The sequence below is a fragment of the Pseudomonas sp. QLc11A genome (genome assembly GCF_052112305.1).
Taxonomy (GTDB): Bacteria; Pseudomonadota; Gammaproteobacteria; order Pseudomonadales; family Pseudomonadaceae; genus Aquipseudomonas; species Aquipseudomonas laurylsulfatiphila.
Genome location: NZ_JAVAJJ010000015.1, coordinates 152,941 through 179,677, shown reverse-complemented (window position 1 = coordinate 179,677; position 26,737 = coordinate 152,941). Strand labels below are relative to the sequence as shown.

Below are 26,737 nucleotides of genomic sequence, written 5' to 3'. Positions count from 1 at the left end.
CGATGAGGCCGGCACAGCCAACATCCTTGGTGCCTGACACACCGCTTCGCGAGCAAGCTCGCTCCCACAGGTTGATCCGCGCCGAACGCAGATTCTGCGTGCGCTGAAAATCCCTGTGGGAGCGAGCCTGCTCGCGATGAGGCCGGCACAGCCAACATCCTTGGTGCCTGACACACCGCTTCGCGAGCAAGCTCGCTCCCACAGGTTGATCCGCGCCGAACGCAGATTCTGCGTGCGCTGAAAATCCCTGTGGGAGCGAGCTTGCTCGCGATGAGGCCGGCACAGCCAACATCCTTGGCGCCTGACCCACCGCCATCGCGAGCAAGCTCGCTCCCACAGGTTGATCCGCGCCGAGCGCAGAGGCTGTGTGCTCTGAAAGTCATTGTGGGAGCGCGGCCGCACTCCGCGCCACAAGCCCGTCCGTCCGGGCAATTTCAACGCCGATTGAATTATTGCGCCGCTCGCCGGCTCTGCTTGGTTAAGAGACGTTTGCATCCGACGTCCTGGCGCGAAGCAGGTGAGCCATGCCCCGCAACCTCGATGACAGGCGCGATTTTTCGGCGACTGGCGAGCCAGCCGCCAAGCGCTCGAGCAAGGAAAAATCATCGCCACTGACCGGCGCCCGCAAAGCCAGGTTGCCGGATCTGCTCAAGCCGCAATTGGCGACGCTGGTGGACAGGGTCCCGGACGGCTCGTGGAGTTACGAAATCAAGTTCGACGGCTACCGGATCATGGCTCGCATCGACCACGGCGACGTCAGGCTGGTCACCCGCAATGGCCACGACTGGACCCACAAACTGCCAGGACAGGCCCAGGCCCTGGTCGCGCTTGGCCTGGAATCGGCGTGGCTCGATGGTGAAATGGTGGTGGCCGACGACCAGGGTGTGCCGGACTTTCAGGCGCTGCAAAACGCCTTCGAGGCGCAGCGCAGCGACGGCATTCTCTACTACCTGTTCGACCTGCCGTACCTCAATGGCGTGGACTTGCGCGAAGTGCCGGTCGAAGAACGTCGGGCGGCGCTGGCGACTGTGCTCAAGGCCAATGACCAGCCGCTGCTGCGCTTCTCCCAGTCGTTTGGCGAGGAGCCGCAAGCCTTGTTCGACAGCGCCTGCCGGATGCGCATGGAAGGCTTGATCGGCAAGCGTCTTGGGTCGCCCTATGTCTCCCGGCGCAGCAGTGACTGGGTCAAGCTCAAATGCCAGCATCGGCAGGAGTTCGTCATCGTCGGATTCACCGAGCCGAAAGGCTCGCGCCATGCCTTCGGCGCGCTGCTGCTGGGGCTGCATGACCGCGACACTGGCGAGTTGCGCTATGCCGGCAAAGTCGGCACCGGGTTCAACGAGGCGACGCTGCGCAACCTCCATGAGCAGCTCAAGCCGTTGCAGGTTAAAAAACCGTCGGTGGTCAATCCACCCGGCGGTGCCGAGGCCAGGGATGTGCATTGGCTCAAACCCAAGCTGCTGGCAGAAGTGGCTTTCGCTGAAATGACCCGGGACGGTTCAGTGCGCCATGCCGTGTTCCATGGCCTGCGCAATGACAAACCGGCACACGACATCACCGAGGAGCGCGCGAACACCGTGAAAACCTCCACTGCGAAAAAAACCGCTGCCACACAAAAGAAGCCCGACCCCGCACCCTCGCAAGTCGGCCTGGAAGCGGGGCAGGTGCGCATCACTCACCCGGACCGGGTGATCGACCCCGGCAGCGGCACCACCAAACTGCAACTGGCGCAGTACTACGCGAGTGTCGCCGAGTGGATCCTGCCGGAACTCAAGGATCGCCCGGTGGCGCTGGTGCGTGCACCGGACGGTATCGCCGGCGAGCTGTTTTTCCAGAAGAATGCCGAGCACCTGGCGATCCCCGGCATCGCCACGCTGGACAAGCAGCTCACCGGTCAGCCGATGATGCTGATCAACAATGCCGAGGCGCTGATCGGCGCGGTGCAGATGAGTACCGTGGAGTTGCATACCTGGAACGCCACGTCGGCCAACTTCGACAAGCCGGACCGTTTTATCCTCGACCTTGACCCGGACCCGGCGCTGCCATGGAAACGCATGATCGAGGCCACTGAGTTGACGCTGTCGGTGCTGGATGAGCTGGGGCTCAAGGCGTTTCTGAAAACCAGCGGCGGCAAGGGCATCCATGTGGTGGTACCGCTGACCCGCAAGCTCGGCTGGGATGAGGTCAAGGACTTCAGCCATGCCATTGTCAGCCACATGGCCAGGCTGCTGCCCGAGCGTTTTTCGGCGGTGTCGGGACCGAAGAACCGGGTCGGACGGATCTTCATCGATTACCTGCGCAACGGCCTGGGCGCGACCACCATCTGCGCCTACGCCGTCCGTACCCGTGAGGGCCTACCGGTGTCGATGCCGATCTTTCGCCAAGAGGTTGCCGAACTCAAGGGCGGCAATCAGTGGAACCTGCACAACGCGCTTGAACGCCTGGCGGAAGTCGGTGATGAGCCCTGGGCGGACATGCGCAAGACCCGGCAGGCGATCACTGCCGACATGCGTCGGCGGGTGGGAATGAAGAAGTGACCGCAAGGGTCAGGAAGGGCCCCCCTTGTGGCGAGCAAGCTCGCTCACCACAAGGGCGGGGTGTTACTTGAGGAATGCCTGGAAGTCGCTACCCAGTTTGTCGATCGCCGCCTTGAAGTCCTTGGCGGTAATCTTCTGGCTTTCATTTTCCAGGGTAGTGCCGAACACCTTGCGCACCACTTTGGCCACGGTCTGATTGCTCTTGGCGTCGATGAACTCGGCTTCGATGAACAAGGTGGTGTCCTGGTCACGGTGACCGGTGGCTGCCTGGGTTGCCCCGACGACGGCCGCGATGGGGACCACTTCATACCACTTCATGCCTTCGTTCTCGGCGTTCACCCCGGTAATCGCCGCACGCATGATCAGGGGCCGGGAACCCGCCGGAGCCGCTGAGGAATTCGACACTACGCGGTACCGCTGACCCAGCGTGGCCTTGGCCTTGCTGGTCATGTAGTTCTGAATGTCGGTCAGCGTCTGCTGGTTGACCCGCTCATCGGGCTTGGGCGCCGGGTACAGTTCCAGCTTGTTGAACACCACGGTGTCATACGCGTTCGGGTTCCACGAAGGGCTGACCCAGCGCATCGTAGTGCCGCCGCTCGGCGTTTCGACTTCCTGCAGGTTGTTGTAGTTGGACAGGAAGCCTGAGTATTGTTCCTTCTCAGTCACTTTCGAGGTGCAGCCGCCTAGCAACAGACTTGCCAGCGCAGCGCCGACCAGCAGTTTTCGGGACAGATTCATAGTGGTGTCTACTCCTTGGATAAAATCGTCGTTCTTTCGTTTACAAGACATCAAAATCGCCAGGTCATGTTCCCGCTCAGGGCTTGAATCCAGGCATTGTCGAACTCACCGGAAATCTGATTGCCGGAAACGGACTTGGTCTGCTCAACCGGCATGTCACCGAGCCAGACCATGGCCCAACTGACGTTGATATCGGTGTCCTTGTTCAGAGCATAGGTGGCTCCTGTGGCAATGCGCCAGGATTCGTTCATCGGCACGATCACACTGCGGTTGCCGTCCGACACGGCGCTGCTGTCGTACGCCACGCCGACGTTCCACAGCCATTGCTCGGTGGCCTGGTATTGCGCACCCAGGGACAGGTGCCAGGTGTCCTTGAAACCGGCGTCGACCGTTGTCGATTGCGCACCGACCGCGGTGGTGTCGACCTGCACGCCGATGTCACCGAATTCCGACCAGTCCTGCCAGTTGACCGAGGCCAGCAAGGCCCATTGCCGGTCCAGTTGCTGGAACAGGCTCAGGGTGACGGTTTGCGGCACCTTCACATCGAGTTCGGTTTTGGTGTTGTTGACACGCTCGAGCAGTCGGCCATCGCCATTCACGTCCAGCCGGTCCTCGAAGTCCAGGTCGACCTGGCTGGTGTAGGTCAGTCCAATGCGCGTGCCGGCTTGCGGGGCGTAGATCACGCCGACATTCGCCCCGAAGCCCCAATCCTGGTCCTTGTACTTGAATTGGCCGTCGGTGCGGTCGGTAAAGCCGAACGGCGAGCGGTCAATCGCGGTCTGGGATTGCAGCATGCCGTACATGGCCTTGACGCCCAGACCCACCGACCACTGCTCGTTGAAGCGATAAGCCACGCTCGGCACCAACGACAGGCCGAGCAGGCTGGCGTTTTGCGAGAAGTAGCGTCCGGACCAGTCGTTGTCGTAGTTGACCGCCAACCCGAAGTCGCCGTACTGGCCGAAACCGACGCTCCAGTGTTCGTCCAGTTCATGGCTGATGAAGAAGCTGCCGCCGGGAATCGGGTCGAGGGCGTTGCCACTGCCGCTGCCCGGGGTGTTGGTGCCGGCATCGCGGTCGAAGCTCAAATCGCCGTACAGCACCTGCAAGCCGGCGGTGATTTGCGTGCCTGGCAGGTAGCTCATGCCCGCCGGATTGCTGGCGATGGTCGAGGGGCCTTGGGCGCGGGCCGCGGCACCGGCGTTGGCCAGGCCAGCGTTATCGGTGCCGATTTCGTAAAGCATGATGCCGCCGGCCCAGGCTGGCTGGCAGCACAGGGCGAGTAGCGTACAGGCGGGTAGAGCCAGTGTGCTTGTGCGCATGTAACTACCTCATCAAATGTCCATTTCGAATGTGGGTGGCCTGTGCCGGCCACCCATGGTTTCGGCTGTTTACTTGGCCATGGCTGCCCTGGCCGCTTCGATCTTGGCCTTGACCGCATCAAGGTTGAAGCTCGCGCCTTTCTGCATCGGCGGAAACTCCACGGCTGTTTCGGCCAGTTTGACCACTTGTTGCTGCACAAATACAAAACGCCAGAACTGGAATTTGAACCACTCGAAATATTCCAGCGAACCATTGGCCGCCATGTTTTCCGGCCATCCGGCACGTTCGAACGGATCGAGGCGCAGGTTAGTCAGGATCGGCATGTCCAGCGTGACCTTGGCCCCCAGCCAGCCCCCGGGCTGATCGATGAAGCGATACTTGAAGTCATCGATGCGGATCGCACCCAGGGTGCTCTCTCCAAAGTAGAAGATTTCATGCCGGTTCGACGGACCTTTTCCGGTGATCATTGGTGTTTGATCATAGCCGTCCAGGTGAACTTTGTAGGTGGTATCACCCAATTGTTTGCCCTTGAGCAGTTCCGCCGTGATGTTCGGGTTGCCCGCCGCTGCGACCAGGGTCGGGAACCAGTCCATGCCGGACATGATGCCGTTGGCGACCTGGTTGGCCGGTACCTTGCCCGGCCAGCGAATGATCGCCGGCACGCGGAAGCCACCTTCCATCACCGTGCCTTTGCCCATGGCGAACGGGGTGGTGCCGCCGTCCGGCCAGGTGAAGTTTTCCGCACCATTGTCGGTGGTGAAAATGACGATGGTGTTGTCGTCCATGCCGTCTTTTTTCAGCTTCGCCATGACTTCGCCGACGATGTCATCGAGCTGCGCCATGCCGGCCTCCTGTTCCGACCAGCCATTTTGCGCATTGCGCATGGCTTCGTACTTGTCGGACAGGTGGGTGACGATGTGCATGCGGGTCGGGTTGAGCCAGACGAAGAACGGTTTGTTGTCCTGCTTGGCCTTGTCGATGAACGAGAAGGCCTTGTCGCGAATTTCGTCGTCGACGGTTTTCATCCGCTCCGGATAGAGCGTGCCGGCATCTTCGATCTTCTGCTTGCCGACCTTGCCCCAGCGCGGCATCACAGTGGTGTCATCGGTGGTGGTGGCCCAGCTGTGGACCATGTTGCGCGGGCCCACGGTGGCGAGCAGTTCTTGCGGATAGTTGGGGTGCGCCGGGTCTTCCATGGCGTCGAGGTGATAGAGGTAGCCGAAGAATTCGTCGAAGCCGTGCACGGTGGGCAGGAACTCGTTCAAGTCGCCCAAGTGGTTCTTGCCGAACTGGCCGGTGGCGTAGCCCATGGCCTTGAGCGCGGTCGCGATGGTGACGGCTTCGGCGGGAATACCCACGGGCGAGCCGGCCTGGCCGACGGTGGTCATGCCGGTGCGAATCGGCAGTTCGCCGGTGATGAAGTTGGCGCGCCCGGCCGTGCAACTGGCCTCGGCGTAATAGTCGGTGAAGCGCATGCCTTCAGCGGCGAGCTGGTCGAGGTTGGGTGTTCTGCCAGCCATCATGCCCTGGTTGTAGACGCCGATATTCGACCAGCCGATATCGTCGCCCATGATCACCAGGATGTTGGGGGCTTTGTCGGCGGCCAGGGTCAGGCCGGGAATCGCCATTGCAGACAGCAACAGCGGTACCGCAAACATCGAGGATAAGGTTGTCCGGTTCATGTAGAGCTCCTGCGTACTTGCGTGAGTACATCGAGACGAGCCCCCGACCGCCGTTGAAATTCGTTAGCCCCCGCGAAGAGCGTAGGTTTGAATTACAAAATATCCAGTAGTGGATAGTCAGAAAGTGAGTGTTCCAGGGCGTTTGCCCAGAAGTGACCGTCCGCAAAAACGCGTGGGTCACAGACGCCTGTTTCACCAGCGAAACATGGGCAGCGGCCGCAGCGGCGAGCGGAGCAATTGGCGGGCTGAAAGCTTCATCAGCATCGAGTGAAAACCGTGATCGGGAAAAGTCGACTGCACGGTTTTGATGAAGCTTCGGGACAGGCCGAAGCGGACCAGGCCCAGGGACACATCCACCAGATCGGCCCGGCGGAAGGGTTCGACGCTGTCGGCACAAGCGCCGCGATACCGGCGCAGCTTGTGGTGCTCGAGTATCAACGCACTGACTTCATCTTTGAGTTGCGGGCGTTGTCGGCTGTCGAGATATTCAGTGGCCAGTGCAATGGAGGGCGGCAGGTAGTCAAGGGTGTCATCGGTCCAGATGCCCAGGTCATGAAACGCCGCTGCGATCTGTACGGCATCCGGGGGCAAGCCTTCGGTACCGCTGAGGGCCGCATGGAAATTCAGCACCCGGTAAATGTGGTTGCGGTAGCCCTGCAGGTCGGCACCGATGGCCAGGGCGAACGAGGTGAGAATCTCGTCGGTGAGGGGGAATTCGAGAGTGGGCTTCATCAGGCGTCACGCAACAGGTCGTTGGCATTGAGCAGCTCGTAGGCAATCTCCGGGCGCTTTTCCATGGCTCGGCGAATGGCGGCCGGGATGTTGGCGCGGGTCTTGCGGCACAGCCCCGGCAGTTCGCCGATCTGGATGCCGATGCCGCGCATGGTGCGCACCTCATTGAAACCGGGGGCGATGTCCACGCGGATGCCCAACTGTTCGAGCATACGCCGTTGCAGGTGCTCCAGATCGCTCAGGCTTTGCAGATTCTCCAGGCGTTCGATCAGGCGTTTTTCTTCGTTGCGGGTCAGAAACAGGATGCGCAGGTCCGCCCCTGGTGTTTCCAGCAGCGGGTCACGCCCGCAGTCGCAGGCGCCGGGCGGGCAGGGTGAGCGAATTGGAGCGGTGGTGGTCATGGGGATCAATCATAGAGCGCGGTGATTGATTTTGCCCATAGGGATTTTGGCGTGAAGACGATCTAAAAAAATGTGGGAGCGGGCTTGCTCGCGAAAGCGTCCTGTCATTCGACAATTGCGTCGACTGACACTACGCCTTCGCGAGCAAGCCCGCTCCCACAGGGGGTTGCGGTGAGCCTGCTGGACTTACTTCAGTACCAGCATCCGATAAACGCCGTCTTCGACTTCGATCCCATGGGTGTCATGGGTGAAGCCTGGGAAGGATTTGTCGAAGGCTTCCAGTGCCTTGAGATACGCCAGCAGCGGACCGTCCGCGGGGCCTGCGTTCTCACCTGGCATGAGCAACGGGATGCCTGGCGGGTACGGCACGATACCGGTGGCGGCGAGGCGTCCGGCGGCCTGCTCGAGGGTGACCAGTTCGATGTCGTTGCGCACCAGTTTCTCGTAAGCCTCCACCGGGCTGAATTCGGCTTTTGGCAAGGTGCCGAAGGCCTGGGACATGTTGGCGGTGGTCTTGTGTTTCTTCATGGCGGCGAAGATTTCGTCGGCCAGATCCTTGAGGCCCATGCCGGCATAGCGTCGCTGGTTGGCGTTGTACAGGTCGGGCAGGCACAGCTCCAGTTCGGCGTTGTCGTCGTAGTCGCGCTTGAAGTCGAGCAGGGCGTTGAGCAGCGTGCCCCACTTGCCTTTGGTGATACCGATGGAGAACAGGAACAGGATGGTGAAGTCGGTGGTTTTCTCGACCACGATACCCTGGCGGCCCAGGTACGCCGTGATCACACAGGCCGGGATACCGGAGGCGAGCAGGTTGCCGTCGTCGCCCATGCCCGGGGCAAGTACCGACACCTTGATCGGGTCGAGCATGCAGTAGCCGTCTTCGATGTCACCAAAACCGTGCCATACCGCGTTCGGGTGCAGGACCCAGCAGTTCGGGTCGGTTTTAAGGGTAACCGGATCGACCTCATGGAAGGGCACGGTCGCGGCGCCCACCTGTACGGTCGGCGGCTGCCAGCAGGTGAAGAACCAGTCGTCCTTGCTCAGCATCTCGTTGTGCATGCGCGAGAGGACCTGGCGGAAGCTGATGGCTTCTTCGATCGACTCGCTGGTGAGGATCTGCCCGCTCGGTGCTTCCATCATGGCCGAGCTGACGTCGCAGGACGCCATGATCGCGTAGTTCGGCGAGGTCGAGGCGTGCATCATGTACGACTCGTTGAAGCGCGCATGTTCAATCGGGTTACGACCGTCGCGCACGTGGATCATCGAGGCCTGGGACAGGGCGGCCAGCAGCTTGTGGGTCGACTGGGTGGCGAACACGGTCGGCTTGGACTTGTCGTGGTCGGCCGGGTTGCCGTGCATGGCATGGCGTCCGCTGTACAGCGGGTTGAAGCGCGCATAACCGTACCAGGCTTCGTCGAAGTGCAGGCGGTCGACGCTTTCGCCCAGCAACTCTTCGACGCGGGTGACGTTGTAGGTCAGGCCGTCGTAGGTCGAGTTGGTGACAATCGCGTGCACCGGCGTCGGGTCGATGCCTTTCTTGACCAGCGGGTTGTTGGCGATGGCGGCTTTCACGCCTTCGGCGCTCAGGGTCTGCGGCAGGATCGGGCCGATGATGCCGTAGCGGTTGCGGGTCGGCACCAGGTAGGTCGGGATCGCGCCGGACAGGGTCATCGCATGCTCGGCGGACTTGTGGCAATTGCGGTCGCACAGGGCGATCTGGTTGCGCGTGACGCTGGCCATGAGAATGACGCGGTTGGACATCGACGAACCGTTGGTCACGTAGTACGTGCGGTGCGCACCGAAGACCTTGGCGGCATAACGTTCGCCCTGGCCGATGGGGCCGCTGTGATCGAGCAGTGAGCCCAGTTCGCCGACCGAGATCGACAGGTCGGAACGCAGCAGGTTTTCACCGAAGAACTCGTAGAAGGCGCGCCCGGCAGTGCTCTTGAGAAATGCGGTACCGCCGGCATGGCCCGGGGTGTGCCAGGAGTATTCATAGGTGCGGGCAAACTTCACCAGCGCGCCGAACATCGGCGGCAAGGCCGCCTGACGATAGCGTTCGATGGCGGCCAGGATGCGCCCGCTGAGGAAACCGGTGGTGTCTTCAGGCAGCCAGATGAAGTCGTCGGCGTGTTGCATGACCAGCAACGGAATGCTCGACGCGGTGGTACGGTCACTGATCAGGAACACCGGCACCCGGGTGTTGCGCTCGCGCAGTTTGACCAGCAGTTTGATGCAGTCGGCGTGGCCATCGCTGGTGTCCATTTCCCAGCGGATGAGCACGCACTGAACGGCAGGGTCCGACCGCAGGATCGATGCGGCGTCCGAGAGGCTTTCCGAAGCCAGGACACTGACGCCACGTCCCTCTACATCGTGGACCAGATGATCCAGGGCACGGCCAAACACCGTTCGTTTGTCCGGTGGGCTGCTGACCAGTAGCGCCAGCATGCCCAGCGAGTGTTTATAGTCCGTCATGCTTGAATCTCCAGAGTGGCTTTATTCAGATTGTTCACCGGCACTGGCTCGGCAGTGAGGTGCTGCGCGCTGACGGTTTGCGTCGGTACGCTGTTGTTGAGTGCTTCGAGGCGGATCAGGCGGTTGTTGACGAAGCCGAACAGGGTGTAGCCGAAGATCGTGGCGACGCCACCGAGCATCAGGGCCTGCTCACCGGAACTGTACAGCGCCAGGTAGCTGTAGGCCGCCGCGATCAGCGCAATGACGTTGGTGGCCAGCGCCTTGCCTTCCGGCACGTTGGAGACTTTCTGCATGGTCATCAGCGCGGCCATGGACAGGATGTACGGCACCAGGTTGGTCACTACGGCGAGGTTGACCAGGGTGTCGAACTGCTTGCTCAGGTCGGGACTGATGGTGAGCAGGGCCAGTGCGGTCTGTGCGGCGAGCAGCACCAGCATGCCGACAATCGGGGTACCTGCCTTGTTGGCCTTGGCGAAGATCGACAGGAAGTAACCGGTGTCTGCCGAGCTTTTGTACACCTGAGCGATGGTGAACTGCCAACCCAGCAACGAACCGATGCAGGCAAGCACCATGGCCGCCATCACGATGTCACCGATCATCGGGGTGAACATCTTGGCGAACACCAGGCCGAACGGCGCGGTGGACGCGACCAGTTCTTCGTTGCCGACGATGCCGAAGATGACGTTGGTGGAGACGATGTAGATCACCGCCGCACCCAGGGTGCCGCCCAGCACGGCAATCGGTACGTTGCGCTCAGGGTTTTCCACCGCGTCGGTGTTGGCGCAAGCCGATTCCAGGCCAAGGAAGGCCCACAGGGTGATCGCCACCGAGGCACCGGCCGCTTCGAACCAGCCTTTGTCATGTGGGTTCCAGCCAGCGGCGTAGACGCTGCTGTCGAAATAGAACCAGCCCACCGTGGACACCAGCACCACCGGCGCAATCACCCCCCAGACGGTGATCGAGCCGATCCGGCCGGTAATGCGCGCGCCGCCAAAGTTGGCGAAGGTGGTAATCCACAACAAGGCAATGGTCGCGAGACCGACTTGCAGTGAATCCAGTTTTATTCCGAACAACGTCTGTATATAGCCGACCGCGGTAATACTGATCGCCACGTTGGCAATCAACAGTGAGAGGCCGTAGGTGTAGTTGGTGATGTAGTTACCGGCTTTACCGAACGTGTATTCGGCATAGCCGCCCATGCCGCCGGTCTTGCGGCTGAGCATCCCGCATCGCGCAAAGGCGTAGGCCAGAGCCAGGGAGCCGGTGGCCGTCACCAGCCAGGAAAGAATCGAAATTGCACCGACTTCCGCTAGTTTCGTCGGTAATAACACAATGCCTGAGCCCAACATGTTGACGGCGGTCAACATTGTCAGTTGCCCCACACTCATTTTTTTTGCGACTGACATTCCGTTGCCTCACTTAGTTGGCGATTGAGAGTCTTAGCTATAGCAAAGGATTGAAAACTCGCAAGAAATGGCCTTGGCCATCTCGTTTTTTGCACTCATTTGCAAAAAAGGCACGATGCTGGCCCCCAAGTTTAGAAATCCCCCGCAAAATTAGTTCATTTTCAACTAGTTAGATAGGTCAAGATGCGCAAGATATGGATCGCGTTAATTCCGCTAGTTGTTGCGGGTATCAGCAATTCGACGCAAGCCAAAGAACTGGCCACCCAGGATCAATACATGTGCAGTTGGGGCGCGGGCACTGCTGCAAGGGCACAGGAACTCAAGCTCTCAGGGGTTTCCCTGTACGCCGCGCGGCAGAAAATCCAGGCCTACAAGTTCTCCAAAACATGGATGCGCATGATGGCACTCGGTATTACAGAGCAAACTTATGACAGTTCGTCGCGATTGAAACCGACGGCCGTGCGGCAAAGCTTTTATGAGGACTGCGTCAGGTACAAGTTGGCGCGTAAATAAGGAAGAAGCGGGCGCTGGTCGGATCGACTGCGGCGCGGGCCGGTGACGTCTATATTGATTGACCATCCCGGCGACCGGATGGGTGTTAAAACCGGTTTCCTACAACTCAATCAGGAGGTCAGCATGAACCAGATCGATAAAGTGTTGTACACCGCCCAGACCCACACCACCGGCGGGCGTGACGGCGCCTCCCGCAGTTCCGACGGGATCCTCGATGTGAAGCTTTCGTCGCCAGGTGCGGGCGGTGGCGGTACCAACCCCGAGCAATTGTTCGCGGCCGGGTGGTCAGCCTGCTTTATCGGCGCCATGCAAGTGGCAGCCAGGGAAATGAAAGTGACGTTGCCCAAGGATGTGGCTGTCGATGCGGAAGTCGACCTGGGCACGAATGAAGGCGGCTACCTGCTCCAGGCTCGGCTCAATGTCAGCCTGCCGGGGCTGGACCGTGAAACCGCACAGAAAATCGTCGACACCGGGCACCAGTACTGCCCGTATTCGAAAGCCACGCGCAATAACATCAACGTCGCGCTCAAGCTCGTTTGAGTTGATCACCCCGTACCTGTGGGAGCTGGCTTGCCAGCGATGAGGGCCGCAAGATCGATGCAGGTTCCCCTGGCCCCATCGCCGGCAAGCCGGCTCCTACAGTGTTACGCGGGTATCAATTCATCTTGCTGTGATCATGCGCCATGTTGCCGTGATCCATGGTGCCAATCGCCTTGGCAACGGCTTCAACCTGGATCGACTCTTTCTCGCCCTTGGCATCTACGACGGTCAGGGTCAGCGGCACCTTGTCGCCTTCCTTGATCTGGCCCGTCAGGTTCATGAGCATGATGTGGTAGCCATTGGGATCCAGGCTCACCGCTTTACCGGCCGGCAGTGCCACGGCGTCCACCTGCTGCATTTTCATCACGTCGTCTTTCATGCTCATTGCATGAATCTGCACCAGACCTGCCACCGGCGTTTGCACGCTCAACAGTTTGCTGTCGCTGCTCGCGGTGACGGTCATGAAGGCGCCGCTCGATGGCTGGCCGGCTACGGTGGCGCGGACCCAGGCGTCGTCGACCCGGGTTTGTGCCGACACCTGAAAGGCCAGGCCGACCAGGGACAAGCCCAGTGCCAGTTGCTTGCAACGTTGCGCGAAACGGTTCTTAGCCTGCGGGGCATTCATATCAGCAAACCTCCATCACGGTGAGCAGGTCCTCTGCGCACTCTTTGGCCGTCAGGGACGCGGACAGCCCCAGGCGCAGATTGCCCCGGGAGTCGAAGACATAACTGGTCGCGGTATGGGAGAGGGTATAGGTATCGCCGCTCGGGACTTTTTCAAAGAACACGCCGAATTCCTTGGCGGTGGCGGCGGTTTGTTCCAGGGTGCCGTACAGCGCTTCGAAACTCGGGTCGAAGGCCTTGACGTATTTGTCGAGCAGCTCTGGCGTGTCGCGCTCAGGGTCCAGGGTGATGAAGACCACCTGCAGCCTTTCGCCATCGCGGCCCATCAGCTTTTTGGCCTGGGCGGCACGGGCCAGCGTGGTGGGGCACACGGCCGGGCACTGGGTGAAACCGAAGAACACCATCGGCATCAGGCCGCGATAGCTGCCCAGCATCCTGGTTTCGCCCTCGGCGTTCGTGAGCTTGAAGTTACGCCCCATGATCTTGTCGCTGAGGTCTTTGCCGTACTTGAACGACAGCTTGCTGCTGTCGTCGCAACCGGCGAGCAGGCCCAGGCTCAACAGGCCCATGCCTTGCAGGACAGTTCGGCGGGTATACAAAGTACTCATGGAAAAAAGCATCCTGTTGAACAGGCTGAAACTGACAGCGTAGTGACTGTACAGACGAAAAAATCGGGGGGATCTTAACAAACTGTGCCGGTGGCGGCGGGGTGGATACGACCATTGGACCGGCGCAGAGGCGTGACATAGTGTCGCGCCGCAACATGTTCGGCTGAGGGCAATAGTGCTCTTGTGGCGAGGGAGCTTGCTCCCGCTGGGTTGCGTAGCGACCCCAAAAAAGAGGGCCTGCTGCGCAGTCCAGCGGGAGCAAGCTCCCTCGCCACAGGCAAGCTCCCTCACCACAATTAACGACGCAGCTTCGCGCAATGATCCTGTTCCGGCTGTGCGGCTGTGTACCACACGTAATCCGCGCTCTCGGCGGTCACGGTCTTGCCCGCTTCGGCGAGGATCAGCACGGCGTTGCCTTCACCGGCACCGAGGTCTTTCAAGTGCAGTGGCACCCCGAGATCCTTGCGCACATGAAAGGCCCCGGCCAGTAGCAACGCCGGCGTCGGCGCGGCCATCAGGCGCTCGGCCATGCGCCGGTCGCGTTGTTGCTGCACGGCGAGCATGGCCGGCATTTGTGATTCGGGCAGCAGACCGCAATGGGATTGGCGGATGTCGTCGAGCAAGGTCGCCTGCACCTGTCGGGTGGTGGATGCTTCGCCATTCAACTCAGGGCGTTGTCGGTAGATCTGCATGATCTGCGCGCGATCCAGATTCGCCGCCAGCAGCGGATAGGGTTGACGCAGCGCGTAGGTGACGAGGGCACCATAGACGCTCCAGTCCCAATTGGCCTGCCAGGCCAGCGCCTTGAACGCATCCTCCGGCGGCTGGCCGGCGCGGGTCGCGGCTTGCGCGGCATCGACTTTGGCCTGTTGATCGGGATTGAGCATCTCCATCAGCAGACTGCCTTGGGCACGCTGTGCCGCCAGCTCGCGCAGCAACCACAATTGCAGGGCGTGGTGGTCCGGGTTGTCGTGCTGTTCACCGACCAGAACCCGCGGCGCAACGGCCAGGCGTTCGACCAGTTCCTGCGGGGTCAGCGTACGACCGCTGGCCAGTTCGCGGATGACGCCGAGATCGGCGTGATCGCGCCCTTGCGGGGCAATCGGCGCCGGGGGCGGCGTTACAGAATGGGTTTGGCAGGCAGCCAACAGGCTGAACGCACACAGCAATAGAAAGCGCATCGGTTTTCCTTGAATAGACAAAAGCCCCCTCGATCAACGAAGGAGGGGACGGTATCAGCGCGCGATGATCAACGGGTGGCCGCGTTCCGGGTGCTGGTGAATCAGCACCTCCAGGCCATACACCGCCGCCAGCGCCTCGGCGGTCAGCACCTGTGCCGGTGGACCGTAGGCGTGGGGCAGGCCCTGTTGCAACAACAGCAGTTGATCGCAGTAACGTGCAGCCAGATTGAGGTCGTGCAGAATCACCAGCACCGCTGCACCGTGCTCGGCGAAGTCGCGCACGGCTTGCAAAATGGTGTGCTGGTGCAGCGGATCGAGCATCGACGTCGGTTCATCGAGCAGCAGGGTTTGCCCTTCGGCCCCCGGCCAGAGTTGAGCGAGCACCCGCGCCAGATGCACGCGCTGGCGTTCACCGCCGGACAGCGCCAGATAACTGCGCCCGGCAAGATGAAGCGCATCGGCCGCTGAAAGCGCCTGGGCGACGATTTCGCCATCGCGCACGCGGCCGCTGGCGTGAGGCAGGCGCCCCATGCCCACGACTTCATTGACCGAGAACGCAAAGTTCAGGCTCGAACTCTGCGGCAGTACGGCCAGGCGCCTGGCCCGTTCCTGGCCCGGCCAGTCGGCGAGCGGACGCTCGTCGAGGCTGACCCTGCCTTCGCTGGTTGGCAGTTCGCCGCACAAGGCGGCGAGCAGGGTGCTTTTGCCGGCGCCGTTCGGTCCCAGCACGCCGAGCACTTCACCGGGGCGCAATTGGATATCGATGTTCGCCAGTACCGTGCGGTTGCCACGACGTACCAGCAAGTTGTTTGCCCGCAGCATCAGGAACGCCCTCGTACCAGCAGATAGAGAAAGAACGGCGCGCCGATCAGTGCGGTCACGATGCCGATCGGCAATTCGGCCGGCGCCAACAGCAGGCGCGCGGCCAGGTCGGCCAGCAACAGCAGGCTCGCACCGGCCAGTAACGACGCGGGCAGCAACACCCGGTGATCCGGGCCGACCAGCAGGCGCATCAGGTGCGGCACCACCAGGCCGATGAAGCCGATCAGGCCGGCCGCCGCGACGGCCGCGCCGACGCCGAGCGCCGTGCACAGCACCAGCTCAAGCTTGATGCGCTCGATGTCGAAGCCCAGGTGACGGGCCTCCGACTCGCCCAGCAGCATGGCATTGAGTGCCGCCGCGCGACGTGGCAACCACAGCGCCACGCCCAGGGTGACGATCAGCAACGGCCACAGGCGCGGATAGCTGGCGCCGTTGAGGCTGCCCAGGTTCCAGAACGTCAGGGTGCGCAGGGTCGCGTCATCGGCCAGGTAGGTGAACAGACCCACGCCGGCACCGGCCATGGCCGTCATCGCCACACCCGCCAACAGCAGGGTGGCAACGTCGGTTTGCCCGTTGCGGCGGCCGAAGCGATACACCACCGCCGTGACGATCAAGCCACCGGCGAAGGCGCTGACCGACAGCAGGTAAGGCTCTACCGCTGGCGGCACGCCACCCAGCAGGCTGCCGCCGACGATGGCGAGGGCGGCACCCAGCGCGGCACCACCGGACACGCCGACCAGGCCCGGGTCCGCCAAGGGGTTGCGGAACAACCCCTGCATCGCCACGCCGGACAACGCCAGTACCGAGCCCACGGCGATGCCAAGCAGGCTGCGCGGCAGGCGGATCTGACCGAGGATCAGCTCCGCCTGCTGCGTGTCACCCCCGTCAAGCGGCAAACCCAGCAGGCGCATCCCGGCCAGCATGGTATCGCCCAGCGGCAGGCTCACCGGGCCGAGGGCCAGGGACAGCCAGAACACCAGCACCAGCAACAGCAGCAAACAGATCAAGGTCGGACGCGGCCGGAAAATGGCCGTCATGGGTTGATCCCGGTGGTCTGCGCTGTGGCGTGCGGGTAGAGCACTGTTGCACAGGCCAGCCGTGTTTTGATACGCATCGCGACTATTCCTTGGTCGATCAGAGAGGGCGGACATCGAAAACTTCGTAGCGGGTGATGATGCCATCGACGCCCGGCTTACGCACACTGGGGACGAGCGCGTTGAACCAGGTGTCCATCCAGCGCCGGTTGCGCAGCGCTACCGATCATGAGAAGAACTTGTGATCATCACGATTAAAATGAGTTTGTCTCACTCATCGGCACTGTCGACAATAGCCCCATTGAACGCATTGGAGTTATTTGACATGGCTGTGGCCCATTCCCTTGGATTTCCGCGCATTGGTCGCGACCGTGAACTGAAAAAGGCCCAAGAGGCGTTCTGGAAGGGCGAGCTGGACGAAGCCGGCCTGCGTGCCGTTGGCCGTGACCTGCGCAAGACTCACTGGGACTTGCAGAAAAAGGCCGGCATCGAACTGCTGCCGGTCGGCGACTTCGCCTGGTACGACCAGGTCCTGACCCACTCCTTGATGTTCGGTGTGATCCCCGAGCGTTTCCGCCCGCACGATGGCAAGGCCAGTCTGCAGACCCTGTTCGGCATGGCTCGCGGTGTGAGCGACAGCTGCTGCGGCGGCGCCCACGCCCAAGAAATGACCAAGTGGTTCGACACCAACTATCACTACCTGGTCCCGGAATTCAGCGCCGACCAACAGTTCCAGCTTGGCTGGGATCAACTGTTCGAAGAAGTCGAAGAAGCCCGGGCACTGGGGCATAACGTCAAGCCCGTCATCATCGGCCCGCTGACCTACCTGTGGCTGGGCAAGGCCAAGGGCGCCGGGTTCGACAAGCTCGAACTGCTCGAGCGCCTGCTGCCGCTGTACGGCCAGATCTTCCAGCGCCTGGCGGCGCAGGGCGTCGAGTGGGTGCAAATCGACGAGCCGATCCTGGTCCTCGATCTGCCACAAGAATGGAAAAACGCCTTCGAACGCGCCTACAACCTGATCCAGCGCGATCCGCTGAAGAAGCTGGTCGCCACGTACTTCGGTGGCCTGGAAGAGAACCTGGGCCTGGCCGCCAACCTGCCGGTGGATGGTCTGCACATCGATCTGGTGCGTGCGCCTGAACAGTACCCGACCATTCTCGACCGCCTGCCGGCCTATAAAGTGCTGTCACTGGGTGTGGTCAACGGCCGTAACGTCTGGCGCTGCGACCTGGAAAACGCCCTGGCCACCCTGCAGCACGCTCACGAACGCCTGGGTGATCGCCTGTGGGTCGCGCCGTCCTGCTCGCTGCTGCACAGCCCGGTTGATCTGGGCCGCGAAGACCAGCTCGATGCCGAGCTGAAAAGCTGGCTGGCGTTTGCCGTGCAGAAGTGTGAAGAAGTCGCGCTGCTGGCTCAGGCAGTCAACGAGCCCGAAGCGCCGAACGTACTCCAGGCGCTGAGCCAAAGCCGCGCCGTTCAGGCTGCCCGGGCTGCATCGCCACGCATCCACAAGCCGGCTGTTCAGGCGCGTGTCGCCGCGATCACTACCAAGGACAGCCAGCGTCAATCGCCGTTTGCCCAGCGTATCGCCAGGCAACGCGCCCGCCTGAACCTGCCACTGTTCCCGACCACCACCATTGGTTCGTTCCCGCAAACCGCGTCGATCCGTCTGGCGCGCCAGTCGTTCAAGCAAGGCAAGCTGACCGAGGCCGAATACACCGAAGCGATGCACAGCGAGATCCGCCACGCCGTGCAAGTGCAGGAATGCCTGGGCCTGGACGTGCTGGTGCACGGTGAAGCCGAGCGCAACGACATGGTCGAATACTTCGCCGAGCAACTCGACGGCTATGCGTTCACGCGTTTTGGCTGGGTGCAGAGCTACGGTTCGCGCTGCGTGAAACCGGCGGTGATCTTCGGCGACCTGAGCCGCCCGAAAGCCATGACCGTGGAGTGGATCCGCTACGCCCAAGGCCTCACCGACAAAGTGATGAAGGGCATGCTGACCGGTCCCGTGACCATGCTGATGTGGTCGTTCCCACGCGAAGACGTGACCCGTGAAGTACAGGCCCGTCAGCTGGCCCTGGCCATTCGCGACGAAGTGGTGGACCTGGAAGTCGCCGGGATCAGGATCGTGCAGATCGACGAAGCGGCGTTCCGCGAAGGTTTGCCGTTGCGCCAGGCGCAGTGGCAGCACTACCTGGACTGGGCGACCGAAGCGTTCCGCCTGTGCGCCTCGGGTGTGCGGGACGAAACCCAGATCCACACCCACATGTGCTACAGCGAGTTCAACGATGTGATCGAGTCCATCGCCGCCATGGATGCCGACGTGATCACCATCGAAACCTCGCGTTCGGACATGGAGTTGCTGGACGCGTTCGAAGCCTTCGCCTACCCGAACGACATCGGCCCCGGCGTGTACGACATCCACTCGCCACGGGTGCCGGACGCCTCGGAAATGGCCAACCTGGTGCGCAAGGCCGCCAGGCGCATTCCCGCCGAGCGTCTGTGGGTCAACCCGGACTGCGGCCTGAAAACCCGCGGCTGGCCGGAAACCGAAGCGGCGCTGGTGCACATGGTCAACGCTGCGCGTCAATTGCGTAAAGAGTGGGCCTGACGCTTTGCTGGACGCACCACTGAAACCTGTGGGAGCGAGCCTGCTCGCGAAGGCGGCATGACAGACACCGGTGTAGTGACTGCCAGACCGCAATCGCGAGCAAGCTCGCTCCCACAGTGACCTGGTTAATTCGCAGATTTTGCGTACAGCCCTGAACCTGTGGGAGCGAGCCTGCTCGCGAAGGCGGCATGACAGACACCGGTGTAGTGACTGCCAGACCGCAATCGCGAGCAAGCTCGCTCCCACAGTGACCTGGTTAGTTCGCAGATTTTGCGTACAGCCCTGAACCTGTGGGAGCAGCCTGCTCGCGAAGGCGGCATGACAGACACCGGTGTAGTGACTGCCAGACCGCAATCGCGAGCAAGCTCGCTCCCACAGTGACCTGGTTAATTCGCAGATTTTGCGCTCAACCGCTGAACCTGTGGGAGCGGGCTTGCCCGCGAAGGCGGCATGACAGACACCGTTGTAGTGACTGCCAGACCGCTATCGCGAGCAGGCTCGCTCCCACAGTGACCTGGTTAGTTCGCAGATTTTGCGCTCAACCGCTGAACCTGTGGGAGCGGGCTTGCCCGCGAAGGCGGCATGACAGACACCGTTGTAGTGACTGCCAGACCGCAATCGCGAGCAAGCTCGCTCCCACAGTGACCTGGTTAGTTCGCAGATTTTGCGTACAGCCCCTTAACCTGTGGGAGCGAGCTTGCTCGCGATGACGGAGTGTCAGGCAACATTGATGTCGAATGTGCGGGCCTCTTCGCTCCTACAGCCGCGGCTCGGCCACCAACAGCAACGACTGCGGCACAGGGCTCTGCGGGTGCTGCGGTTCCTGCAAGCCGGCCAGTACAAAACCGGCCATGTCCAGCGCGTTGAGCCAACTGGACAGGGTGCGGAAGTACCACGGCATGGGCTGCCACTGGCCCTTGAATCCGGCAAAGGTCTCTTGCCGCCAGCCATCCTGATAGTCGCCCGCCGCAGCGGCCCACGGGTGCAGCGTCTGGATCACCAGCGCGCCGCCAGGGGCGAGCAGGCTGTTCATGGCGCCGAGCAGGGGGATGATGTCCTGATGCAGCAGGGCGAAGTTGGCGCAGATCAGGTTGTAGTCGCGGCCGATGTCGACGGCTGCCTCTGCCAGCTGTTCATAGCTCGCCAGATGCACCGGTGCAGCGCCCGCCGCCCGCGCCGCCTCCACCAGCGTCGCATCGCCATCCACACCGACCGCCTCGATGCCCCGGTCCGTCAGCGCACGCAACAGCCAGCCTTCGCCGCAACCCAGGTCGAGCACCCGCTCGGGCTGGCGCCCCAGCACCGCCAGCAGGATGGCCTGGTCGGTGACCTTCAGACGGCTTTCGATGGTGCCCGTGCGGATGGCGTCGATCCAGGCCCGGGCATTGTGGTGCCAGCTGTCGAGGAGGGTGGATTCGGGGGCGGGCATGACGTTGTCCGGCGCTATTTGGCAGTTGCCAAATGATAGGCAACCAACGCGTTGGCGTGGCCATGCCCCATGCCGTGTTCGGTCTTGAGCCAGGCCACCATTTCCATGTGTTTCTTGTCGCTGAGGGTTTTAAGCAGGTCCAGCCAATGGCTGATCGGCTGGCCATACTTCTTCTCGATTGACGGGAAGTACGAAGCCGGTCCTTTGGGTTTTGTCTCTTCGGTCACGATGCAAACTCCCATTTCGCTTTGGTGGGGTCGAAAGCAGCACCGGTTACGTTACTGATTTGCCATCGGCGAGTCCATCGTTCCAGCGGTCATCCCGTCATCGATCGCGATGCCCCGGGCGCGCATGGCCTTGATCAACTCGCTGCGGGTGCCGGGCAGGTTGAGCATGGTCCGGGCACGCAGCGCCGCGACTTCTTCGGCGGTGTAAGGCTGATAGTCGGCCGGCAGGCTTTCGCCCGCCATGCCGTCTTTACGCATCAGCCAATTGAGCAAGTCCGCCAGTTGCGCGTTGTTCAGCGCCGACTGCGACATGCCCGGCACCCGCACGAGGAATTCGCGGCCGCCCGGTACCTTCAGGAAGTTGCCGACAAAGCCTTTCATCCGTGGCGTGTCGTTGGCGGCGGAGCCCGTGCCGTCGCCCAGGTGGCAACCGGCACATTGCAGCTGATAGTTGACGCCGACGCCGTAGCCGGCCTGGGCAATCGGTTTTTGAACCTCTTCGTTGCCCGGCGCATGGCCTTGCGCCGGGTCGGGAATGGCCCGGGCGAACGCGAGCGGGGCGCTCAGGGCGCAGACGAGTCCGAGCAATATCAACCTACGCATAAAACAAACCTCCGCTGATGACCGGTTTGGCACCTCAATGTAGGAGCGAGCCTGCTCGCGAAGGACGTCAACGATAGCGCGGGCTATCTGGTTTAACGCGTCGCCCTTGAGTTCTTCGCGAGCAGGCTCGCTCCTACAGGTGCACACACACACACAAAGCCGTAAAAAAAACAAAAGCAGCCACAGAAAAAAAACCGCCGATTGCGCGAGCAACCGGCGGAAAGTGCGCGTTTAGACGGCGACGCCGCGGATCACCGAAACGGTGCAGTGGTAGATGTGCGACTTGGCGGCCAGGCACCAGTTCACATCGTTGTTGTTGAACGGGCGGTAAGCCGGTTCTTCACTGTCGTTACGGGTACAGGCGCACTGGGCGCAGCTTTGCTTACCGCAGCAGTCGTTGTAGGAAATGATGTAGTCCTTGCCATCGGCCGGGTTGCGGCAGGTGCCGATCCAGGTCACTTGCGAGGCTTCGGTGCCTGGCGGGCAGGAGGTCACCGAACCACCGCAGCAGCTGCACAGAAAACCGTCGATGGAGCAGTAGCGCCAGTAGTCGCAGCTGTTCGGATCACCCGGGTCGCCAGCCTGTGCCGGCTCCGCGGCCAGGGCCTTGCTGGTACGGTCCAGCGGCAGCAGCAAGGGCAGGGCGGCACCGGCCACCATCAGCGAGCCCATGCGCGACAGCAATTGACGGCGCGAAGTGGTGTCGGCCACACGGCGGGTCGAGCGCTCGAACAACAGATCCAGCAGTTTCATAAACGTCTCCCTGCCTTATCAGTGGCTATGGCCGTGGCTGTGGTCGTGGGTGTGGGGTTGGGCATTGAGGTACTGCTGCAACGTGGCGTGCTTGAGGTGCTCGACTTCGAACAGGCTGTCCAGGTGCTCGCGGGAGTTGACCAGGCCCTTGGCGCGCAGGGTGCCGGCCTTGTCGATCAGTGCGGCATACGGCAGCTTGCCGATCTGGTAGGTCATGCCCACTTGCGGGCCGACCACGTAGGTGGTGTCTTCGAGTTTGTGTTCACGGATCAGCGCTTGCTGGGCGTCCATGTCGCCATCGCTGACGAACACCACGTCCAGACTGCCCGCTTGTTCCTTGGCGATGGATTTGATCGCCGGCAGCAGCGACTTGCAGATCGGGCAGGTCGGCGAGAGGAAGAACAGCAATTGCGATTTTTCACCGGCATAACCGAAGTTCACCGGGCGACCGTGACGATCGCTGGCAGTGATTTGCGGCGCGGGTTCATTGACCGCCACGCCTTTGTCGACCATCAGCGCACCAGCGGGGGCCAGACGCCCGTGCAGCACGCCAATCTGCCGCACCAGGCCCATGACGACAAACGCCACGGCCACCAGCAGCACCCAGAGCAGAACGTTGGAAACAATCAAGCCTTCCATTTCGATTACCTACCAATCAATTTGAGCAGAAGAGGGGAGTTCGCCAGCAAGCCATCGGCCGCGGCGTAGATGAGCAACGCGACCGCGGCGGCGGCCAGGGTCACGAAACCATCGAACAGGTTGAGGTCGCGGGCGACCGGCGCCACGCTGGCCACCAGTGCAAGCAGCACCAGTGCGCTGTTACGCGCCAGCAGGACCGGGCGCAGCGGTTGTGCCTGGTCGGGACCGGCGCAACCGCAGTCGATGTCCGCGCGACCGCGCCACAGGTTGATGCCGATGGCGGCGGCGTACAGCGCCAACAGGCTGGCCGCGCTCACCGCGGCGTAACCACGGCTGACCGGCACCAGCAGGGCAAAGGCGATGGCCAGTTCCAGCAGCGGCACCAGCCGTGCCGTCGGGCGCACCAGCGCCTGGGGCAGCAGTTGGTAGTCCGCCAGTTGCCGGGCGAAGCGGGCCGGCGCGCGCAACTTGTGGGTCGCGGCGCTGGCCAGCAACACCGCGATGGCGATGGCGCTGGCTATGATGAAGATCGGATCTGTGTGCATGGCCGAACCTCTCAGTAGCTCAGGACCTGAGTCGCGGTCTTCGCGACTTTCGGCATGCTGCCGGTGAGCTTGTTGGTCTTCAGATCGAAAATCTGCAAACCGCCTTCCACATCGGTACCAAGCAACAGCGGCTTGTCGTCACCGGTGGCCTGCATGCTCCACACCGGAACCGGGGCTTCCAGGGTCGCTACCTTTTTGTGGGTCTTGAGGTCGAACGCCCAGATCAGCGGGCTCGGGTCTTCCCACTTCATGGCTTCGTGGGCGTCGTGCATCAGCACATACAGGCGGTCCAGCTTCGGTGCCACGGCCATCAACTGCCAGCCACCCGGTGCCCAACCGGCCTTCTTTTCTTCCTCGGTAACCAGCGACCAGGACGGCAGGATCTTCGGCGCGCTACCTGCGAAATCCACCGGACGCACGGTGCCGGTCGTGGTGGTGAAGTAGTAGGTGTCGCCGACGTTGACCGCGCGCTCTACCAGTTTTTCCGCGTTCGGATCAAAGAACGGCGTGCGGCTGCGCGCGGTTTCCTGGCCCTGATCGTTGAGGGTCACCACTTGCAGGCTGCCGTCGCCGCACAGCGAGGCGAAGCGACGGTTGCCGATCGGGTAGTTGAGCACGCAACCGGGGATGGCGATTTCCGTGGCAACGGCCTTGGCCTGGGTGTCGACCACAGTGACCGAAGTCGACGGCGTGAAGTTGTAGACATAGACGAACTTGTCGTCGCCACTCGGCTTGAGCGCATAACGCTGGGTCAGCGATTCGGCGCGCTTGTTCGGGATCAGCACTTCCCAGGTCGGCGACAGTGTCGAGCTGTCCCACGCGGTCAGCACGTCGGTACGGGTACCGCGGGTGCCGCGCGAATACCAGATGTCCGCGCTGTAGAGGGTCTTCTTGTCATGGCTGAGGGTCGACGGCGCGGCAAAACCGGTCGGCACCATGCCGAGGATGCGCTTCTGGTCCGGGTCGACCACGGTCACGCGGCCAGCGACGAAACTGTCGAACTCGACGTCGATGACGAACGCGCGGTGAGCTTCGGGTGGAAACGCCAGAACGGTCTGGCCAATCGTACCGGCGGGCAAATCCGCGCGGGCACTGTTCAAACCGAGTACAAGCAGGCTCAGGCCAAGCGCTGACTGTACGGAGATCCTGTTTGTTCGCATAAGGGGAACTTCCTGAATTGTTGGTAACGCGGATCGCGGGTGCTTTGGCAGATTTTTACCCTTTGATTCTGCCGTGCCCGGCGATCAGGAGAATTGCCCTGCCTGCCAAGTGTTTGTGTGTCTGTGCCAGTGTCATGAAACTGGCTGCACAAGGTGATAAAGCCGGGGGTTGAATGGTCTGAGAGGGGGAGGGCGACGCTGCACTTGTGGCGAGGGGGCTTGCCCCCGTTGGGTCGCGAAGCGGCCCCAGTATTTTCCAGTCACACCATGCCAGCAGGTTTTGCGGCGGCTTCGCCACCGAACGGGGGCAAGCCCCCTCGCCACGGGGTTTGTGTATGTCAGACCAGAGGAGTTGTGCTGGTCAGGCGAGGGGAAGGGAAAAGCTGAACACAGCGCCGCACGGCGCCAGGTTTTGCGCCCAGATATCGCCCCGGTGGCGGCCGATGATGTTCTTGCACAGCGCCAGGCCAATGCCATTGCCACTGACCTTGGAGGAGAAAAAGCCGTCGAACAGCTTCTCTTGCGCCTGGGCCTGGATGCCACGGCCGCAGTCTTCGATGCGCACCAGCGCCACCTCGTTGTCGCGGCTGGCCTGGATCCGCAACACGCGACGTTCGGCGGGCAGGTCGGCCATTTCTTCGATGGCGTTGAAGGCCAGGTTGAGGATCACCTGGCCGATCAGCACCTTCTCGCAACTCACCATCAGCGGTTCGGGCGAGGCGATGATTTCCACGCGCACCCGGCTCGGATCGGCGCGCAGGCTGATGAAGTAGCGGGTTTCGCGCAGCAGCTCATTAAGGTCGACCCGCTGTTCGGATTGCTCCAGCTTGACCACGTAATCGCGCACGCTCTTGATGATCACCGAGGCATGCTCGATTTGCCGCACTGCGTTTTGCAAACCCCAGGCGACGCCTTGATCGGTTTCGCCGGCGTTGCCCAGGCGAATCATCGTGCCTTCAATGAAGTTGCGGGTGGCGGCCAAGGGCTGGCTCAGTTCGTGGGCGATGGCCACGGCCATTTCGCCCATGGCGTTGTAGCGCGCCAGGTACTCGAGCTTCTGCTCGCTGACCCGCCGCGCTTCCTCGGCCTGGACCTGCTCGGTGACGTCGCGGAACAGCAGCAGATGGCCGACCAGATCGTCCTCGATCTCGATGTAGCGGCAGGTTGCGTCATGCCAACGCCACTCGCCATCCCGGCGTTGCACCTTGTAATGCACGTTGAACGGCGCGTGTTCCGGCGTCTCATGGGCAAGCTGTTGCAACAGGCGCTGGCCGGATGCGTCGTCGCACCAGGCCAGGAAGTTCTTGCCCATCAGCTGGTGCACTTCGCTGTTGAGCAGGTGCGCGCCGGAGTCGCTGATAAAACGGATGTCGCCCTCGGGGCCGAGCACCGCCACGCCTTCGGCCAGGTCCTGCATAAAGGCCTTGAGCCGGCTTTCGAAACGCTTGAGGTCGCGCTTGACCTTGTCCTCTTTGGAGATGTCGCGGAACTGCACCATCAACACGTCGCGACCGTCCAGGTGCACCAGGGTCGCCACCGCCTCGGACAGAATCTCCACCCCTTGCTTGGAGCGATAGCACCACTCGATGGCGCGCTGCCCGGTGCGCGCCGCGCCTTCGAGCCAGCGCAAGCCGACCGAACGTCGGTACTTCGGCGCATCGCGGGTCATGTCCGGGGCCTTGAGCGGCGTCAGCTCCTCCAGGGTAAAGCCCAGCGCCGCCAGGGCAGCGGCGTTGGCCCAGAGAATCTCCTTGGTGTGCGCGTCATGAAGAATGATGCACAGCGGCATGGCTTCGATCAGGGCAAAAAAGTCGTTCGGTTTTGGCAGGTACATCGCACGGCCCCTGGCGGCAGAGATTTGCAGTATGGCGTTTTATACCGGCTCGCACAGCGCGATGCGCTCAGAGGTAACCGGCGTGGACCTAGGGGTTTTCTTTAGTGAGGGGGCTGCACGCACCAATAGTGGCGGGCGGATGCGGTTTTTACACTGGCCTCCAATGCAAGGGTAACGACCCGACCCTTGTAGGAGCGAGCTTGCTCGCGATGAACCTGAGAGCGCCACGGGGTGCCAGGTTTCCAGCGTCATCGTTGACGACCATCGCGAGCAAGCTCGCTCCTACAAGGAGCGGTGGAGCCCTCTAACAATAATCAAAACGG

The 26,737-nt window shown here is 62.1% G+C and carries 24 protein-coding genes and 1 pseudogene; 4 read left to right on the top strand and 21 right to left on the bottom strand.

What is annotated here, in order from left to right; all coding sequences use genetic code 11:
* Positions 1-524: 524 nt before the first annotated feature.
* Positions 525-2,537: a DNA ligase D gene (ligD, locus tag Q8X48_RS21410; protein WP_407802515.1), complete on the top strand. Its 2,013-nt coding sequence runs from the start codon at positions 525-527 to the stop codon at positions 2,535-2,537.
* A 63-nt stretch (positions 2,538-2,600) separates the two neighbouring features.
* Here ligD and Q8X48_RS21405 read toward each other — a convergent pair whose 3' ends face one another.
* The 7 genes from Q8X48_RS21405 to potE form a co-directional block, all read right to left on the bottom strand.
* Positions 2,601-3,275 carry a DUF3313 domain-containing protein gene (locus Q8X48_RS21405; RefSeq protein ID WP_407802514.1) on the bottom strand — a complete coding sequence of 225 codons (675 nt, stop codon included), beginning with the start codon at positions 3,273-3,275 and terminating at the stop codon, positions 2,601-2,603.
* 50 nt (positions 3,276-3,325) lie between these two features.
* The gene (locus tag Q8X48_RS21400; protein ID WP_407802513.1) at positions 3,326-4,594 is read right to left on the bottom strand and encodes an OmpP1/FadL family transporter; all 1,269 of its coding nucleotides are present in this window, start codon (positions 4,592-4,594) and stop codon (positions 3,326-3,328) included.
* Positions 4,595-4,663: 69 nt separating this feature from the next.
* Complete coding sequence (locus tag Q8X48_RS21395; protein ID WP_407802512.1) at positions 4,664-6,277, bottom strand: arylsulfatase; 1,614 nt, start codon at positions 6,275-6,277, stop codon at positions 4,664-4,666.
* A 192-nt stretch (positions 6,278-6,469) separates the two neighbouring features.
* Entirely contained in the window at positions 6,470-7,009 is a 540-nt protein-coding gene (locus tag Q8X48_RS21390; protein WP_407802511.1) for an HD domain-containing protein, read from the bottom strand.
* On the bottom strand, positions 7,009-7,410 hold the full coding sequence (locus Q8X48_RS21385) for a hypothetical protein (protein WP_015094584.1): 402 nt from the start codon (positions 7,408-7,410) through the stop codon (positions 7,009-7,011). Before Q8X48_RS21385 ends, Q8X48_RS21390 begins: the two co-directional genes overlap by 1 nt.
* A 186-nt stretch (positions 7,411-7,596) precedes the next feature.
* A complete protein-coding gene (locus tag Q8X48_RS21380) occupies positions 7,597-9,882 on the bottom strand; it encodes an Orn/Lys/Arg decarboxylase N-terminal domain-containing protein (protein ID WP_407802510.1) in 2,286 nt (761 codons plus the stop codon).
* Positions 9,879-11,288, bottom strand: a complete 1,410-nt coding sequence (gene potE, locus Q8X48_RS21375; RefSeq protein ID WP_095968189.1) for a putrescine-ornithine antiporter — start codon at positions 11,286-11,288, stop codon at positions 9,879-9,881. Before potE ends, Q8X48_RS21380 begins: the two co-directional genes overlap by 4 nt.
* Before the next feature lie 183 nt (positions 11,289-11,471).
* Between potE and Q8X48_RS21370 the strand changes: the two genes are divergently transcribed.
* Positions 11,472-11,801 (top strand): hypothetical protein, encoded by a 330-nt coding sequence (locus Q8X48_RS21370; RefSeq protein WP_015094587.1) that lies wholly within the window; start codon positions 11,472-11,474, stop codon positions 11,799-11,801.
* 123 nt (positions 11,802-11,924) lie between these two features.
* Positions 11,925-12,341, top strand: coding sequence for an organic hydroperoxide resistance protein (locus tag Q8X48_RS21365; protein ID WP_407802509.1), 417 nt, complete (start codon positions 11,925-11,927; stop codon positions 12,339-12,341).
* Positions 12,342-12,456: 115 nt separating this feature from the next.
* Here the strand turns inward: Q8X48_RS21365 and Q8X48_RS21360 are convergent, their stop codons facing one another.
* The 5 genes from Q8X48_RS21360 to Q8X48_RS21340 all read right to left on the bottom strand — a co-directional run bounded on the left by Q8X48_RS21360 (position 12,457) and on the right by Q8X48_RS21340 (position 16,559).
* Positions 12,457-12,966, bottom strand: coding sequence for a copper chaperone PCu(A)C (locus tag Q8X48_RS21360; protein WP_407802508.1), 510 nt, complete (start codon positions 12,964-12,966; stop codon positions 12,457-12,459).
* Position 12,967: 1 nt separating this feature from the next.
* Positions 12,968-13,573, bottom strand: a complete 606-nt coding sequence (locus tag Q8X48_RS21355) for an SCO family protein (RefSeq protein ID WP_116583162.1) — start codon at positions 13,571-13,573, stop codon at positions 12,968-12,970.
* Positions 13,574-13,869: 296 nt separating this feature from the next.
* Entirely contained in the window at positions 13,870-14,754 is an 885-nt protein-coding gene (locus Q8X48_RS21350; protein ID WP_407802507.1) for a ChaN family lipoprotein, read from the bottom strand.
* A gap of 54 nt (positions 14,755-14,808) precedes the next feature.
* Positions 14,809-15,576 (bottom strand): heme ABC transporter ATP-binding protein, encoded by a 768-nt coding sequence (locus Q8X48_RS21345; protein WP_407802506.1) that lies wholly within the window; start codon positions 15,574-15,576, stop codon positions 14,809-14,811.
* Positions 15,576-16,559 (bottom strand): FecCD family ABC transporter permease, encoded by a 984-nt coding sequence (locus Q8X48_RS21340; protein WP_407802517.1) that lies wholly within the window; start codon positions 16,557-16,559, stop codon positions 15,576-15,578. The genes Q8X48_RS21345 and Q8X48_RS21340 overlap by 1 nt, the downstream gene beginning before the upstream one ends.
* A 376-nt stretch (positions 16,560-16,935) precedes the next feature.
* Between Q8X48_RS21340 and metE the strand changes: the two genes are divergently transcribed.
* Positions 16,936-19,224, top strand: a complete 2,289-nt coding sequence (gene metE, locus Q8X48_RS21335) for a 5-methyltetrahydropteroyltriglutamate--homocysteine S-methyltransferase (protein WP_407802505.1) — start codon at positions 16,936-16,938, stop codon at positions 19,222-19,224.
* 757 nt (positions 19,225-19,981) lie between these two features.
* Here the strand turns inward: metE and Q8X48_RS21330 are convergent.
* The 9 genes and pseudogenes from Q8X48_RS21330 to Q8X48_RS21290 all read right to left on the bottom strand — a co-directional run.
* Positions 19,982-20,653 carry a class I SAM-dependent methyltransferase gene (locus Q8X48_RS21330; protein WP_407802504.1) on the bottom strand — a complete coding sequence of 224 codons (672 nt, stop codon included), beginning with the start codon at positions 20,651-20,653 and terminating at the stop codon, positions 19,982-19,984.
* 14 nt (positions 20,654-20,667) lie between these two features.
* Complete coding sequence (locus Q8X48_RS21325) at positions 20,668-20,880, bottom strand: DUF4287 domain-containing protein (RefSeq protein ID WP_218503971.1); 213 nt, start codon at positions 20,878-20,880, stop codon at positions 20,668-20,670.
* 51 nt (positions 20,881-20,931) lie between these two features.
* The gene (locus tag Q8X48_RS21320) at positions 20,932-21,483 is read right to left on the bottom strand and encodes a cytochrome C (RefSeq protein WP_407802503.1); all 552 of its coding nucleotides are present in this window, start codon (positions 21,481-21,483) and stop codon (positions 20,932-20,934) included.
* Positions 21,484-21,714: 231 nt separating this feature from the next.
* A complete protein-coding gene (locus Q8X48_RS21315; protein ID WP_407802502.1) occupies positions 21,715-22,236 on the bottom strand; it encodes a methylamine dehydrogenase light chain in 522 nt (173 codons plus the stop codon).
* A gap of 18 nt (positions 22,237-22,254) precedes the next feature.
* Entirely contained in the window at positions 22,255-22,875 is a 621-nt protein-coding gene (mauD, locus tag Q8X48_RS21310) for a methylamine dehydrogenase accessory protein MauD (RefSeq protein WP_407802501.1), read from the bottom strand.
* Between the two features lie 5 nt (positions 22,876-22,880).
* Positions 22,881-23,420 (bottom strand): MauE/DoxX family redox-associated membrane protein, encoded by a 540-nt coding sequence (locus tag Q8X48_RS21305; protein WP_407802500.1) that lies wholly within the window; start codon positions 23,418-23,420, stop codon positions 22,881-22,883.
* An 11-nt stretch (positions 23,421-23,431) separates the two neighbouring features.
* Positions 23,432-24,580, bottom strand: coding sequence for an amine dehydrogenase large subunit (locus Q8X48_RS21300; RefSeq protein ID WP_407802499.1), 1,149 nt, complete (start codon positions 24,578-24,580; stop codon positions 23,432-23,434).
* Between the two features lie 361 nt (positions 24,581-24,941).
* Complete coding sequence (locus Q8X48_RS21295; RefSeq protein ID WP_407802498.1) at positions 24,942-26,414, bottom strand: sensor histidine kinase; 1,473 nt, start codon at positions 26,412-26,414, stop codon at positions 24,942-24,944.
* A 187-nt stretch (positions 26,415-26,601) separates the two neighbouring features.
* Positions 26,602-26,679 (bottom strand): annotated as a pseudogene (locus Q8X48_RS21290) (outer membrane lipoprotein carrier protein LolA); the annotation flags it as partial.
* Positions 26,680-26,737: the final 58 nt, after the last annotated feature.

Coding starts and splice junctions, on each gene's coding strand:
- ligD (WP_407802515.1), top strand. CDS start 525: ATGCCCCGCAACCTCGATGACAGGCGCGATTTTTCGGCGACTGGCGAG.
- Q8X48_RS21405 (WP_407802514.1), bottom strand. CDS start 3,275: ATGAATCTGTCCCGAAAACTGCTGGTCGGCGCTGCGCTGGCAAGTCTG.
- Q8X48_RS21400 (WP_407802513.1), bottom strand. CDS start 4,594: ATGCGCACAAGCACACTGGCTCTACCCGCCTGTACGCTACTCGCCCTG.
- Q8X48_RS21395 (WP_407802512.1), bottom strand. CDS start 6,277: ATGAACCGGACAACCTTATCCTCGATGTTTGCGGTACCGCTGTTGCTG.
- Q8X48_RS21390 (WP_407802511.1), bottom strand. CDS start 7,009: ATGAAGCCCACTCTCGAATTCCCCCTCACCGACGAGATTCTCACCTCG.
- Q8X48_RS21385 (WP_015094584.1), bottom strand. CDS start 7,410: ATGACCACCACCGCTCCAATTCGCTCACCCTGCCCGCCCGGCGCCTGC.
- Q8X48_RS21380 (WP_407802510.1), bottom strand. CDS start 9,882: ATGACGGACTATAAACACTCGCTGGGCATGCTGGCGCTACTGGTCAGC.
- potE (WP_095968189.1), bottom strand. CDS start 11,288: ATGTCAGTCGCAAAAAAAATGAGTGTGGGGCAACTGACAATGTTGACC.
- Q8X48_RS21370 (WP_015094587.1), top strand. CDS start 11,472: ATGCGCAAGATATGGATCGCGTTAATTCCGCTAGTTGTTGCGGGTATC.
- Q8X48_RS21365 (WP_407802509.1), top strand. CDS start 11,925: ATGAACCAGATCGATAAAGTGTTGTACACCGCCCAGACCCACACCACC.
- Q8X48_RS21360 (WP_407802508.1), bottom strand. CDS start 12,966: ATGAATGCCCCGCAGGCTAAGAACCGTTTCGCGCAACGTTGCAAGCAA.
- Q8X48_RS21355 (WP_116583162.1), bottom strand. CDS start 13,573: ATGAGTACTTTGTATACCCGCCGAACTGTCCTGCAAGGCATGGGCCTG.
- Q8X48_RS21350 (WP_407802507.1), bottom strand. CDS start 14,754: ATGCGCTTTCTATTGCTGTGTGCGTTCAGCCTGTTGGCTGCCTGCCAA.
- Q8X48_RS21345 (WP_407802506.1), bottom strand. CDS start 15,576: ATGCTGCGGGCAAACAACTTGCTGGTACGTCGTGGCAACCGCACGGTA.
- metE (WP_407802505.1), top strand. CDS start 16,936: ATGGCTGTGGCCCATTCCCTTGGATTTCCGCGCATTGGTCGCGACCGT.
- Q8X48_RS21330 (WP_407802504.1), bottom strand. CDS start 20,653: ATGCCCGCCCCCGAATCCACCCTCCTCGACAGCTGGCACCACAATGCC.
- Q8X48_RS21320 (WP_407802503.1), bottom strand. CDS start 21,483: ATGCGTAGGTTGATATTGCTCGGACTCGTCTGCGCCCTGAGCGCCCCG.
- Q8X48_RS21315 (WP_407802502.1), bottom strand. CDS start 22,236: ATGAAACTGCTGGATCTGTTGTTCGAGCGCTCGACCCGCCGTGTGGCC.
- mauD (WP_407802501.1), bottom strand. CDS start 22,875: ATGGAAGGCTTGATTGTTTCCAACGTTCTGCTCTGGGTGCTGCTGGTG.
- Q8X48_RS21305 (WP_407802500.1), bottom strand. CDS start 23,420: ATGCACACAGATCCGATCTTCATCATAGCCAGCGCCATCGCCATCGCG.
- Q8X48_RS21300 (WP_407802499.1), bottom strand. CDS start 24,580: ATGCGAACAAACAGGATCTCCGTACAGTCAGCGCTTGGCCTGAGCCTG.
- Q8X48_RS21295 (WP_407802498.1), bottom strand. CDS start 26,414: ATGTACCTGCCAAAACCGAACGACTTTTTTGCCCTGATCGAAGCCATG.